The 13,565-nt window shown below is 56.0% G+C and carries 11 protein-coding genes; all 11 read right to left on the bottom strand.

Annotation, left to right across the window (positions count from 1 at the left end; all coding sequences use genetic code 11):
• Nucleotides 1–24 precede the first annotated feature (24 nt).
• The 11 genes from NQZ67_RS25290 to NQZ67_RS25240 all read right to left on the bottom strand — a co-directional run bounded on the left by NQZ67_RS25290 (nt 25) and on the right by NQZ67_RS25240 (nt 13,561).
• Nucleotides 25–1,260 (bottom strand): Ger(x)C family spore germination protein, encoded by a 1,236-nt coding sequence (locus NQZ67_RS25290; protein WP_257451448.1) that lies wholly within the window; start codon nt 1,258–1,260, stop codon nt 25–27.
• On the bottom strand, nt 1,253–2,356 hold the full coding sequence (locus NQZ67_RS25285; RefSeq protein ID WP_257451446.1) for a GerAB/ArcD/ProY family transporter: 1,104 nt from the start codon (nt 2,354–2,356) through the stop codon (nt 1,253–1,255). Before NQZ67_RS25285 ends, NQZ67_RS25290 begins: the two co-directional genes overlap by 8 nt.
• A 42-nt stretch (nt 2,357–2,398) precedes the next feature.
• Nucleotides 2,399–4,012 carry a spore germination protein gene (locus NQZ67_RS25280; RefSeq protein WP_257451443.1) on the bottom strand — a complete coding sequence of 538 codons (1,614 nt, stop codon included), beginning with the start codon at nt 4,010–4,012 and terminating at the stop codon, nt 2,399–2,401.
• A 158-nt stretch (nt 4,013–4,170) separates the two neighbouring features.
• Nucleotides 4,171–5,298 carry a peptidylprolyl isomerase gene (locus tag NQZ67_RS25275; protein ID WP_257451442.1) on the bottom strand — a complete coding sequence of 376 codons (1,128 nt, stop codon included), beginning with the start codon at nt 5,296–5,298 and terminating at the stop codon, nt 4,171–4,173.
• Nucleotides 5,299–5,657: 359 nt separating this feature from the next.
• On the bottom strand, nt 5,658–9,185 hold the full coding sequence (mfd, locus tag NQZ67_RS25270) for a transcription-repair coupling factor (RefSeq protein ID WP_257451568.1): 3,528 nt from the start codon (nt 9,183–9,185) through the stop codon (nt 5,658–5,660).
• 156 nt (nt 9,186–9,341) lie between these two features.
• A complete protein-coding gene (gene fin / locus NQZ67_RS25265) occupies nt 9,342–9,572 on the bottom strand; it encodes an anti-sigma-F factor Fin (protein WP_257451441.1) in 231 nt (76 codons plus the stop codon).
• Nucleotides 9,573–9,636: 64 nt separating this feature from the next.
• The gene (gene pth, locus NQZ67_RS25260) at nt 9,637–10,197 is read right to left on the bottom strand and encodes an aminoacyl-tRNA hydrolase (RefSeq protein WP_257451440.1); all 561 of its coding nucleotides are present in this window, start codon (nt 10,195–10,197) and stop codon (nt 9,637–9,639) included.
• A 258-nt stretch (nt 10,198–10,455) separates the two neighbouring features.
• Entirely contained in the window at nt 10,456–11,109 is a 654-nt protein-coding gene (locus tag NQZ67_RS25255) for a 50S ribosomal protein L25/general stress protein Ctc (protein ID WP_257451439.1), read from the bottom strand.
• A 113-nt stretch (nt 11,110–11,222) separates the two neighbouring features.
• Nucleotides 11,223–12,611: a bifunctional UDP-N-acetylglucosamine diphosphorylase/glucosamine-1-phosphate N-acetyltransferase GlmU gene (gene glmU / locus NQZ67_RS25250; RefSeq protein WP_257451565.1), complete on the bottom strand. Its 1,389-nt coding sequence runs from the start codon at nt 12,609–12,611 to the stop codon at nt 11,223–11,225.
• A 139-nt stretch (nt 12,612–12,750) separates the two neighbouring features.
• Nucleotides 12,751–13,032, bottom strand: coding sequence for a septation regulator SpoVG (spoVG, locus tag NQZ67_RS25245; RefSeq protein ID WP_087571183.1), 282 nt, complete (start codon nt 13,030–13,032; stop codon nt 12,751–12,753).
• Between the two features lie 130 nt (nt 13,033–13,162).
• Nucleotides 13,163–13,561, bottom strand: coding sequence for a RidA family protein (locus tag NQZ67_RS25240; protein WP_257451436.1), 399 nt, complete (start codon nt 13,559–13,561; stop codon nt 13,163–13,165).
• Between the last annotated feature and the right edge of the window lie 4 nt (nt 13,562–13,565).

Here is a 13,565-nt window from a genome sequence, read left to right as displayed (position 1 = left end):
GTCCATCTCTCCTTCTTCGCGGGCTTATGTCGCTTTCATTCCGATTCTCCGGATTTTCACCACGACTTCGACATCGAATGTCGTCTCTTTGTACATTTCCTGCCATTTCTCTTTGGTCCCGATCTCCCGGCTCCAGTAAGCCGGCTTCTTGGATCTGATCTGCTCGCCGAAGCCGAATATATCCGAGCCTTTGGCCTGCGTCTGTTTAATGATGTTCTGGTAGAACTTCACGGACGTTTCGGATTGCTTCCTCTCGATCTGTTGAATGACGCTTGGGTCGTTAATTGCCAGATGCTCGCTCAGCTTCTCCTCCAGATTCGCTTCAAGCTCCACCTGGATATGGAAATGCGGCATTCCGTCCTTTAAGCTAAGCTTAATCTTCGACTGCCGGTGCGTCACATTGGTCATGACAGCCGAGTCGGGATCGTCCTCATCCAGCATCACCACCGCGCGATAGCCGGCCGGGTTCACCCCTTTCAGTCCGAGATAGCCGGCTACCTCCATGGGCTTCGTCGATCCGACCATCTTCTCGCTGCGGAAATAAGCAAGACCGCTGATTTCGACATTCTGTTCATCCTTCAGGATAACATAAGGAAGGAAGCCTTCCTGCCCCTTCTTCGACGAATTGCTCCAATAGATGCCGATGAAATCTTTCGGGAACTTGCCCATACGGATCGAGTTGTCGAGCGTCGACATAAGGAAGAGCGTCGGTATCCTCTCCAGCTTGGGCGCGGCTGTCATCAAGCTGGAAGCTTTCCCCTTGGTCACCATCAACCAGGCCATCCGCCTCACTTCGGAATTACGGCGGAAATAATCGTTTATATTCTCCATCCCCTTCCTCGCTACCGCCTCCGATACGGCAATAATGCGGAGATGTCCGAAGAACAGCTTGCTGGATACCTGCTGCTGCAAATTCATGAAGGCATCGTCAATGGAATGACCCACCACGTGAATGACCCATAACGTCTGGCTCGGGTCGGTGCCGCCGCCGCCCTCTCCGGGGCCGAGCGGGATCCGTCCCGGAAGCGCAATCTGCACGCCTACCTTGACGAGCCCGTGTTTAGGCGGTGGAAGCGAGCCTTTGACGTGCGATATTTCGCTTTCGCGCTCATCGCCTTCCGTCGCCTCGTCGATCGAAACGCCTAGCACGACCGCTCGTTCGTCAATCTCCAGACGGTCCCAGCAGCCGGAGAGAAGCGGCGTCAGCAGGAGCGCTGCCGCAAGCAGCCGCAGTCTCGCGAGAAGTCCTCTTCTATCCATCCGATTCCCCCCTCTTCTTCCGAACGAAGGCGAGAAGCGCAAGAACCGCGGGATAAGCCGTCGTGATGACCAGCCCGATTCGGCCTACATCCTCGATAACGCCGTAGAGATGCGTAACGTTCTGCGGAAGCATCGCCATGAAGAATACAAATGGCAGCAGAATAAACGAGAAAACCCGGTGATCCTGCATTTTGAATAGCTGCTTCAAAGCATAAAGCGTCAAAAAGTAGCTGGACAGCAGCGTCGTGAACACCGCCGTTACCCATACGGCCAGAAACGCCGCATCCAACCTCTCGAGCACGTTGGCCGGCAGTGACGTCGCTTTGGCCAGCTCCAGGGTGGGCCACAGCAGCTTCTTGATTTCCTCGGCTCCGAACACGCCTACAGAGGCCGAAACGATCACCAGATATAACCCTCCTGCAATTAATATGCCGATGATGCTCGCCCTCATTGCCTTCTGCGGCTTGCGCATGGAAGGAATGATGACCGTGATAACGAACGAGCCTTGGAACAGAGCCGCGATCGTAAGGGTTCCTATGAATACTTTCTGAGGATGCGACCAGATAATCGGCTGCAAATTAACGATCTCCGCGTTGTTGAGAGAGAGGATCGAAATAAGCACGACAGGCACCAGCAGCCATGGAAAATAAAAGTTATGCATGTACGCGAACAAGGTAAGCGGCTTGCGCGTAGAGATCGCCGCCAGCACCAGCATGACGATAACCGTTACTTCAACAGGCGTCGATTTCAGGACCGACGTGACGACAACCTCGCCGAATTCCCTTGCCGCCAAAGAAGTCAGGATAGCAAAGAAGAGAATGACGAGGAGGGTGCCGACCGTGCCCAGCCACTTCCCGATAATCCGGTTGCTGTACTCGAATATCGTTTCCTTCGGAAATCGTATTCCGAGCCAGGTGAGCAGAAGAAGGCTGATGGAGGCGAAGCCGATGCCGAGCATCGTCACGAACGGAGCCGCTGAATCCGCGGCTCGAACGGCGAACAGCGGGAGGGGAAGAACCCCTACGCCTATGAGGGTGCTCACCAAAATGGTTGCCGTCTGCAGCATCGTAATCGGACGTTCATTCGTATTCCCCATGCCTATTTCTCCTTTCTGGCCGCTTATTCATAAGTCTTCTGATTACGAGGGGGACGGTCTCGTCGTCTCCAACGGCGGCAGCCCCTTCTCACTCTCGCCGCTCTCGTCGTCCGTCCCCGCTAGCTTGGTAGTGTCCTGTGGATTCAAGAAAGCCGGTCTCCGCTTCATCTTGCCCAGCGGCCCCCGGATGAGAAGATCCTTCAATCCGTTATAATCGCCCGGCACGAACGGACTCAAGTAAGGAACGCCGAACGATTTCAAGGACAATAGATGGTTGACGATCACGATGAGGCCGATCATTATGCCATACAGCCCGAATACGCCAGCCATAATAATAAGCGGGAACCGGAGCAGCCTTAGCGCGAGCGCCGCATTATACGCTGGCGTAGCGAACGACCCGATTGTGGTAAGCGCGATGATAACGACGGTGATAGGACTGGCGAAGCCCGCCGAGACGGCCGCCTGTCCGATAACCAGCACCCCGACGATCGACAACGCGCCGCCGACCTGCTGAGGCAGCCGGATCGTCGCCTCCCTCAGCACCTCCATCGATACCTCCATGATTAACACCTCGACGACGGCCGGGAACGGCACGCCGGCTCTTCCGCCCGCTACCGCAACGGCGAATTCGGTCGGAATTAGCTCCGGATTGAACGAGATGATAGCGACATAGAGGGATGGGAATACAAGCGAGAATACCAGGGCCACCAGCCTCGCGAGCCGTATGGCGCTCATCAGGAGAAACCTCTCCGTATAATCCTCCACCGTCTGGTAGAACTGGTTGAACACTGTCGGCACGACCAGCGCGAGCGGCGATCCGTCGACCATGATGGCTAAGCGTCCCTCCAGCAGGTTGGCTACGATCTTGTCGGGACGCTCCGTATATTGCACCTGGGGAAACGGCGACCATTTATGATCCTCGATGAACTGCTCGAGATAGCCGGAGTCCAGTACGCCGTCGATGTCAATTTGGTCCAGCCGGCGATCCAGCTCTTCAACCAGCTTCGGATCCGTAATCCCCTCCATGTAACAGACGGCAACCTTCGACTTCGTCCTTCGGCCGATATCCCTCATCTCTACGCGCAGCTCGGCCGACTGCAGACGGTACCGGATAAGTGATAAATTGGTGTCCAGGGATTCAATAAAGCCTTCACGAGGCCCCCGTATGACTTGCTCCGTCGCCGGCTGCTCGATTCCCCTCTTGTCGATATTTCTCGAGCCGACCAAGAGGGCTTCGCCTAATCCCTCGACGACGATGACGGATTCGCCGCCAAGCAGCGCCCGTAATAGAGCCGCGACGTTGTTCTCTTTGGAAACATCGTCATGGTAGAGCGTCTCCTGCAGCAGGACGTCCGCCAACTCCTCTACCGGGATGCTTCTGCCCTGTAAGTGATAGGGCGGCTGCATGAGCGGCCTCATGATCGCCTCGTTGATCATTACGTGATTGACCATATGGGAGAAGCCGTACATAATGGCCCGGTGCTGCCCGAATATTAGAAATTTGCGAACGGATAGATCCTCGGTGCCGCCAAGCGCCTCCTCGATGATCGCATCGACTTCCTCCAACGAACCGCTGATCTGCCGGTCTTCATACTCCTGCAGAGAATGGACCACGGTTACGGACGTCTTTTTTTTCGGACTGTTCGTTTTTCTCATCTCCGCACCTCCAGAACCGGCTGTATGCCGATCTCATTCTGCCAATGCTTAGTGTGTTCCAAGATGGGAAAATGTATCCATTTACTGCCCTTAAACGCAAAAAAACCGCTCCGCAAGCAGATCCATTGTTCTGCTTGCGGAACGGTTCGTTCCGTATCTTATTCCTTTTTCTCGTCGCTTGCCGCCGTATTGCCGGATGCATCGCCTTCGGCAGCTCCTGCGTTCGACTCGCCTTCTGTACCGGCATCGCCTTCTGTGCCAGCCTCGCCCTCTTCTGTCTCAGGCTCAGGCAGCGTAATGTTGAGCTCCTGCTTCGGCATCTCTTCCGTCATGAATGTCTCCATGTACGTGTAGGCCGCTGCGCTCTTCACTTGCTCCTTCTGGTCGTCGGACAGCTGATCGTAGGTTTTCTCTTCACGCTTCTCAACCTTGATCACGTGATAGCCGTACTCGGTCTCGACCGGCTCTCCGATCACGCCGACTTCCTGCTCGATTGCGGCCTTCTTGAATGCTTCGACCCATTGTCCCGCAGTTGCGTTCTCGTATAGGCCGCCATTCTCCTTGGAGCCTCCGTCGTCGGAATATTGCTTGGCCAGCTCGGTCCAATCTCCGCCGGCGTCCAGCTTCGCCTTCGCTTCCTTGGCGCGAGCAAGAGCTTCCTCCAGCGTACGCAGCTCCTTCGATTCCTGCGTAGTCGGATCCGTCTCGGACGTCGCGACCAGAATATGGCGCGCGGAGACGATCGTGAAGTCGTTCTTCATCGTTTCGTACGATTTGGTTATATCCTCATCCGTTACTTTGGAATTCATATGTTCGATTGTTGCCGCATTCAGAAGCAAGAACGTCCCCATATCCTCATCGGTGATTTTCTTCTCCTTCACCTCAGCCGCGAACGTCTCGTCTTGTTTCTTGTAGTCCTTGAATTGCTGCAACTGCTCATCCACTTGCTTGCGCGCCGCCTTCAAGGAATCCTCCGAAGCTTGAGCGCCGAGAATCTTGTACGACACGTATTGCTCGAGCAGCGCTTTCTTGAATTCCGGCACCTCGACAATGGACTCATAGGCAGGCTGGGAAAGCACGAAGAGGCTGAGATACTTGTCCAGCTCGGCTTGCGTCACCTGTCCGCCTTTGTACGTGGCTACGACTTCGCCGTCGCCCACGCCCTTGAATTCGAGCGAATGCCCTTTGTCGCCCCCGCATGCCGCCAGCATCGTCATGGCGAGCACCGCTGAAGCGATCAGCAGCGCGGTTCTGCGCCATGCCGATTTGCGTGTACTGTGGAACATGCTAAATCCCCTTTCGATTATAGGTAGTTCAAAAAAAAACACTTTTGATCACGTAGCTTCCCAGGAAGTAACTCGACATCGAATCTTGAATTCAGCCGGAACTGAGCATATGCTTCCGAAGCATGTTTCCTCCGGAAACATTTCAGGTGCTCACGTAGCCTCCACTAAGCGAATGCTTACGATGTCGTTTTCTTCGAAAACGTAGACCGCTCCTCATTTCCTAGCTTCTTTCAATCTTCGGAAGCGTTTTGAAAAAAACGCTGCATCGGGAGAATAAGCTATTGTGCTGAAAACTGCTTTTTTTGAACTAAAACTTATCTCGTATTGTAGCAGAAAAGGGAACCCGATTGCGAATTTTGCTAGGACGAGGCATTCTGCAGCTGTTCCTTGCCGGTGACGGCGTCGCCGAATCCATCCATAAACTTCTCGCATAGATGAAGCTTCTGCTCCATGTTCAGACCTTTCCCCCTCAGCAGAATCGTCTGCGGAGACTCCTGCTCGGCGCTTTGCTTGAAGCGGTTCTCCAGTTTGAGACACAGCTGGTCCACTTTCTTCCGCTGAATGCGCCCTTTCATTGCGTCGGACAAGCGGAAGATCAAGTCGTCGCCTTTCTGGGAGATCGATTCGATGCCGTATTCGGTTCCGTATATTTTCAGCCTCGCGACCGACATCAGGTTGCTCACGGCTTGCGGCAGATCGCCGAACCGGTCGATCAGCTCGTCGATCAGATCATCCGTCTCTACGAACGTCTTCGTCGCGGCGACTTTCTTGTAGATCTCGATTTTCTGAATGCTGTCGTAAATATAGTCGGATGGCAGGTACGCGTCCACGCTTATATCGATAACCGTATTGACGACCTTCTCCTCCACGACCTCGACGCCGCTCATTTCTTTCTTCCGCTTCGCGATCTCCTCGGCCAGCATCTGCGAATACATGTCGAAGCCGACGGAGGCGATGAAGCCGTGCTGCTCCGCTCCAAGCAGGTTGCCCGCACCCCGGATGGACAAGTCGCGCATGGCGATCTTGAAGCCGGAGCCCAGCTCCGTGAACTCCTTGATCGATTGCAGGCGCTTCTCGGCCACTTCCGTGAGCACCTTGTCCCGCTGATACGTGAAATACGCGTACGCGATCCGGTTCGAGCGGCCAACCCGTCCTCTTAGCTGGTACAGCTGGGACAGACCCATCTTGTCCGCGTCGTGCACGATGAGCGTGTTCACGTTCGGAATGTCGACGCCTGTCTCGATAATGCTCGTGCTGACGAGCACGTCGGATTCCCCGTCGAGGAAGTCGAGTATCGTTTTCTCCAGCTCCTGCTCCGACATTTGGCCGTGACCCACCGTTACCTTGGCATCCGGAACGAGCGCGTTAATCGCCTCCGCCATCTGGTAGATGCCCTGCACTCTATTGTACAAATAGTAGACTTGCCCGCCCCTGGCGAGCTCGCGTTCGATCGCCTCCCGTACAAGGGCGGGGCTGTATTCGACCACGTATGTTTGAACCGGGAACCGGTTCTCGGGCGGCGTCTCGATGACGGACAGATCGCGCACGCCCAGCATGGACATGTGCAGAGTCCGCGGGATTGGCGTCGCCGTGAGCGTCAGCACGTCGACGTTCGTCTTCAGCTTCTTCAGCTTCTCCTTGTGGGAGACGCCGAAGCGCTGCTCCTCATCCACGATCAAGAGCCCCAGCGACTTGAAAATAATGTCCTGCGACAGCAGCCGATGCGTCCCGATGACGACGTCGACCGTGCCGTTCTTCAGCCCTTTCATCGTCTCGTTCTGCTCCTTGCGGGAGCGGAACCGGCTGAGCACCTGCACGTTGATCGGGTAGCCGGAGAACCGCTCGCGGAACGTTTCGTAGTGCTGCTGGGCAAGTATCGTCGTCGGCACGAGCACAGCTACCTGCTTGCTCTCCATCGCCGCCTTGAACGCCGCGCGGACGGCCACTTCGGTCTTGCCGTAGCCGACGTCGCCGCAGAGCAGACGGTCCATCGGCTGCGATTTCTCCATGTCCCTCTTGATCTCTTCGATCGCCCGGAGCTGGTCCCTCGTCTCGTCGTACGGGAACATCGCTTCGAATTCCTGCTGATAGGACGTGTCCTTGCTGAACGCGAAGCCCGGCGTCGACTGCCTCTGCGCATAGAGCTTGATGAGATCGTCGGCGATATCCTGGACGGAGGCTCTCGCCTTGCTCTTCGCTTTCGTCCATTCGCTGCCGCCGAGCTTGTTGATCTTCGGTTCCTTCTCTTCGTTCCCGACGTACTTCTGGATCATGTCGACCTGGTCGATCGGAACGGACAGCTTGTCACCGCCGGCGTAGACGATATGCAGATAATCGCGGTGAATGCCGCCGATCTCCAGCGTCCCTATGCCGACGTACTTGCCGATGCCATGGTTCTGATGGACGACATAATCGCCGACCTTCAGCTCGGTATAGCTCTTGATCCGCTCCGCATTGTCCATCTTCTTGCCTTGGCTCCGCTGCTTGCGCTGCTTCTGGGAGAACATCTCGCCTTCGGTAATAACGACGAGATGAGAGGACGGCAGCTCAAAGCCCTGCTGCAGGTTGCCCTCCAGCAGCGTCGGAGGCTCGATGCCGTAATCGTCCAGGACGCGCCGCATGCGGTCGATCCGCTCGGCGCTTCCCGCCAGCATCATGACCTTCGCGCCGATCTTCTTCCAGCGTTCCATCTCGGCTTTCAGCACGTTCATCTGGCCGTGGAAGTTCTGCATGGACCGGCTGGTCATGTTCAGAATATTTTGCGGCTGGCTATGCGGGATTTGTCTTAAGAATAAGGATAAGAACAAAGTCGGGAACGGCCGGTAATGCAGGATTTCGTCCGTTTCGCGCGCCAGCGCGAGGCCGGGCAGCGATTTGCCGTTCTGCAGCAGATGGAGCGACCATTCGCTCTCGTCCCGCTCCAGCTGCTTCGAAGTCTCGATCAGCCGCGTCGGTTCATCCAGAATGAGGAGCGTATCGCTCGGCATATAGTCCATGATCGTCTGCCTCTCCGGATAGAGCAGCGCGATATATTTATAGATTTCGGGAAAATAGACATGCTCCCTCAGCTTCTCCAGCTCGCCGCCCATCTCGGAGCGCAGGCGGTCCTTGGCCGTTCGGTCGGTCATCTTCTCCAGCTGCTTCTCGAGCAGGACGCCCGCATGGTTCGCCGCGTTCTTCATCCGGATCTCGTCCGCGATAATCTCTTGGCAAGGCGTGACCACATACGACTCCAGCCGATCCGCGGAGCGCTGCTCCGCCGGATCGAACGTGCGGATCGAATCGATGTCGTCGCCGAACCATTCAATGCGGCAGGCTTGGGCCGCGGTCAACGGGAAGAAGTCGACGATCCCGCCCCTGACGCTCATTTCGCCTTTGGATTCCACGCGGTCTACTCTTACGTAGCCAAGCGCCGTCATTCGGCGCAGGAAGTCTTCGATCGGAAGCGCATCGCCCACGGCGACCTCGATCTGCGCTTCCGCCATAACGCTGCCGATCGGCAGGTAGCGCCGGACGCCGGAGAACGGCACGACAACAATCCCGCGGAAGCCCTTGGACAGCTTGATCAGCACGTCCATGCGCTGGGCCAGCGTCTCGGGACTCGAGATCGCGGCCTCCGCAGCCATGAGCTCATTCGCAGGATATAACAACACCTTATCGGCGGACAAACATTCTTGCAGATCCTCCGCGATCTTCTGAGCAGAGAACATATTATGCGTCACGACGAGCATCGGACGCTCCACCGCTTCCTCGAGCGCCGCGATCAACACTTGGCGGGAAGAGCCGGCGAGGCCGGATACCATCTGTTCACGCATTCCTTTGCGAATACCCGACAGGATGGACTGTACGTCATCATCCGCGGCAAAAGCTTGGATTAGCGCTTTCAACGTTTGCGGCACCTCTTTTCTATACACAACCAATACCTGCTAGCCTAGCAGGTTCGTAGAGCTTGCGCCTTAGAATCTATGCATGAGCACGCAAAAACAGCTACATCCGGCCAAGTTGGCGGCATAGCTTGTTCTCGCGTATTTCTAATGTACCGTTTATTGCAGGGGATTGCCGATGAGCAGCAGGTCCGGATTCGAATCCAGCGCCTCGCTGCAATAATCGCATACAAGATTAACCGTTACGTCTCCATTTGAGTCATACGCTATTATATCGTTGCGTTCTTCGGGGGTCAAGAAATGGAAGCCCAGCTGCTGCTCCGTAACGGATGCCGCATCGACCGAGCCAATCGACGTTTTGCAGTGTCTGCATTTGTAGTTTACAGCCATATGTATGCCTCCTGAAGTTTGGTTATACCCTTCAGTATGCCCCATATCGCCGCCATTTAACGGTTCATCGGTTAAACTTCGCCATCGTCTCCTCGAAAGGCGCCTTCAGCCCGAATTCTGCCGCGTCGCACGCTTGCTCGATCATCGCCGCCAGCTTCTCCCGCTCCGCCTTCGGGAAGTTCGAGAGCACATAGTCGGAGATGACGACGCCCGGCTGCGGGCGCGAGATGCCCATCCGGATCCGGTTAAACGTCTGCGTCCCCAAGTGCTGAATAAGCGACTTGATGCCGTTATGGCCGCCGGCGCTTCCTTGGTAGCGCAGCCTCAGCTTGCCGATCTCCGTATCCAGGTCGTCGTATACGACGATCATGTCCGACAGATCCGCTTTAAAATAATCCATGAATGCCCGCGCCGTCTCCCCGGACAAATTCATATAGGTCATCGGCTTAATGAGCGCCACCTTTACGCCGCCGACATTGCCTTCGCCGATCAGCGCTTTGCACTTGCTTTGCGTGACCGAAATCCCCCATCTCTTCGCCAGCTCGTCAATGACCATAAACCCGACGTTATGCCGCGTATCCCGATATTGCGTGCCCGGATTGCCGAGCCCCACGATCCATTTCACTTGTCCCAGTCCTTTCAGGGTTTTCGGAGAAAACCCACTTCGTAAGCTTGTCGCCGCTATTCCATATGTAATTAATGTAGCATACTCTCGCGGCCTTTGCGAAGTGGCTCTAAGCGACTGTCAATCTCCTATTTGCTCCCTCCCCCGCCCGAACACCGCCCCAAGCACAGCAAAGCCGTCCCATCGGCAGATGTGTCTGCTCCAAGGACGGCCACTGCCGTTCCTATGTCATCGTGTTACCCCAACATACGCCTTATTCTATGTGCTTGTCGCAATCTCCGCGTGCTTCGCTTCCTCCGAGCGGGATTCCGCTTCATGCAGCTCCACTTCCTGCGCTTCCGCTTCTTCTTCGCTCAGCTCTTTCTGCGGCGCGAGCACCGTCACGACCACAAGCTGCGGATCGGATTTCGCTTCTACGCTTTGCGGCAGCTTCAGATCCTCTACGGTCAAGCTGCCTCCGATCTCGAGCTCGCTCACGTCTACCTCGACAATTTCCGGAATGTCTCCCGGCAGGCACTGTACTTCCAGCTCATGAAGAATAAGCGAAAGAATGCCGCCCTCGCGCACGCCTGCCGAATCGCCGACCGCTTCGATGCGGACATTCGCCTTCACGGCTTCGTTCATATTAATCTGGTGGAAGTCGACATGCAGCAGCTTGCCCGTTAAGGAGTCGCGCTGCACGTCCGATACCATGACCGAATGCTTGCCGGCTGCCGGCACGTCCAGATCAAGGATGGCATTCGGATGGGAGCGCAGCAGCGCAGACAATTCCTTTTCGCTAACCGTTACTTGCGCCGCGTTCTGCAGCTTCTTGCCATATACGACGCCCGGCACTTGGCCGCTCATCCGGAGCTTGCGCAAGTCGCCCTTCGTGGCCCCCGTTCGTTGTTCGACCTTCATTGCAATAGCCATATGGAACCCTCCTCGAGGAATTGGAATTCCATATAAAGTTACCCACATGAGGCCAAAATTAATCACGTCGAGCCTCGAAGAGAACCGGCAACCACGAAACCGACCGCTCTCCGTTACTTCTGGCTCCGTTCCTTCTTCGCTTTCGCGCGCGCGCGGATCTTATCCGCGTAGCCCGGCTTGTTCACCTGTCGCTCGCGGGCGATCGCGAGATCGCCTTCCGGCACGTCCTGCGTTACGGTCGAGCCCGCTACCACGTAAGCGCCGTCGCCGATCTTCACGGGAGCGATCAGATTCACGTTGCTGCCGATAAACGCGTTGTCGCCGATTTCCGTGAGGGCCTTGTTAAAGCCGTCGTAGTTCACCGTGATCGCGCCGCAGCCAATGTTGACTTCCTTTCCGACCTTCGCGTCGCCCACGTAGCTCAGATGCGACACCTTGCTGCCGTCGTCCAACGTCGCGTTTTTCAGCTCGACGAAATCGCCAATCTTGCAGCCGCGTCCAAGCTTGGAGCCGGGACGCAGATTCGCGTACGGACCTACCGTGCTGTCCTCGCCTACTTCGGACTCGGCGACAACGGAATATTTGATCGATACGCCGTTATGAACGACAGCGTCGGTCAGCTCCGACGCCGGACCGATCACGCAATCCTCGCCGATGACCGTCGTTCCGCGCAGCACCGTCCCCGGGTAAAGAACCGTATCCGAACCGATCTTGACGCTTGCTTCGATATACGTATTCGACGGATCGATGATCGTCACGCCGTTCAGCAGATGCTTCCGGTTAATGCGCTCCCTCATGTAACGCTCCGCTTCGGCAAGCGCTACGCGGTCGTTCACGCCGATCGCTTCCGCGATATCCGCCGTGCAGTAGCCTTGAACGACTTCTCCCGCTTCCCTGAGGAGACCGATTACGTCGGTCAGATAGTATTCGCCCTGCGCATTCTGATTCGTTACGCGCGACAGCGAATCGAACAGCTTGCGGTTATCGAAGCAGTATGTGCCCGTATTGATCTCCCGGACCAGCAGCTCCTCCGCCGAGCAGTCTTTGTGCTCCACGATGCGCTGTACCGTGCCGTCCTCGCCGCGAATGATTCGTCCGTATCCTGTAGGGTCCTCGAACGACGCCGACATGATCGTAGCCGCCGCTCCGCTCGATTCGTGCAGCTCCAGCATGGAACGCAGCGTCGAAGCCTGCACGAGCGGCGTATCGCCGCAGATAACGATGGTAATGCCGTCTTCCGAGCCCAGGAGCGCTTCCGCCTGCTGGACGGCGTGGCCCGTGCCCAGCTGCTTCTCCTGCAGCACGAACTCGGCCGCGTCTCCGAGGCGCGCCTTTACCATCTCCGCGCCATGCCCCACGACGACGACCGTCCGCTCGCTCTCCGCTTCCTTCACCGTGTCCAGCACGTGGCCGACCATCGGTTTGCCGCATACGGGATGCAGCACTTTATATAATTTCGATTTCATCCGTTTGCCTTGCCCTGCGGCCAGCACAATCGCCATAATTTTCTTCAAGGTAAAACCCTCCCTATCGCCTTCCAATCCTCACATGAATATAGCTCATATTGAAAAAAAAGAAAAGAGAGCCAAGGCTCTCTTCTCCTGTAATACCATCTAGCCGCAGCCCTCGACGGAGCTGCTATTAAGCGCCTTCTTCAATTGCTACTTCATCGGCCGCGCGCTCGTATTCTGCCAGTACGGCAGCTTGGATCTTCTCCCTAGTCGTGGAAGAGATCGGATGAGCGATATCGCGGAATTCACCATCCGGAGTACGTTTGCTAGGCATCGCTACGAACATCCCATTGTTGCCATCGATGACGCGAATGTCGTGAACCACGAATTCGTTGTCAATGGTAATCGATGCGATCGCCTTCATACGTCCTTCCGAGTTAACGCGGCGGAGTCTTACATCAGTAATTTGCACTTGTGTTCACCACCTTTGCCTATCTGAGACTTGGTGTATACTTCCACGTTTTTGTGCCAATTCCTTCTTATTTTTTGGTAAAAAGATGCTCATTTTAAAATATTTTTTGGAGTATGAATTTTTTTCGTTTTCATTCGACAGATGTCGATGCAATGACTTCGATTTCGACAAGAACGTCCTTCGGAAGCCTTGCCACCTCTACAGCCGAGCGGGCAGGCTTATGCTCTCCGAAGTAGGAAGCATAGATGCCGTTCACCGTCGCGAACTGGTTCATGTCCTTCAGGAATACGGTTGCTTTGACGACGTCTTGGAAGGACGCGCCCGCCTCCGCGAGAACCGCTTTCAAATTGCGGAACACTTGATGCGTCTGCTCCTCGATTCCGCCCTCTACCAGCGCGCCGGAGGCGTCGAGCGGAATTTGTCCGGAAGTAAAGAGCAAGCCCCCCAGCTTAATCGCTTGGGAGTACGGGCCGATCGCGGCCGGCGCCTCGCTTGTGGAGATGACTTGCAGCTTTGCATTCGTTGTCATAATG

It is taken from the genome of Paenibacillus soyae (assembly GCF_024623455.1).
Lineage (GTDB): Bacteria > Bacillota > Bacilli > Paenibacillales > Paenibacillaceae > Pristimantibacillus > Pristimantibacillus soyae.
This window is presented reverse-complemented; position numbering and strand designations above follow the sequence as displayed.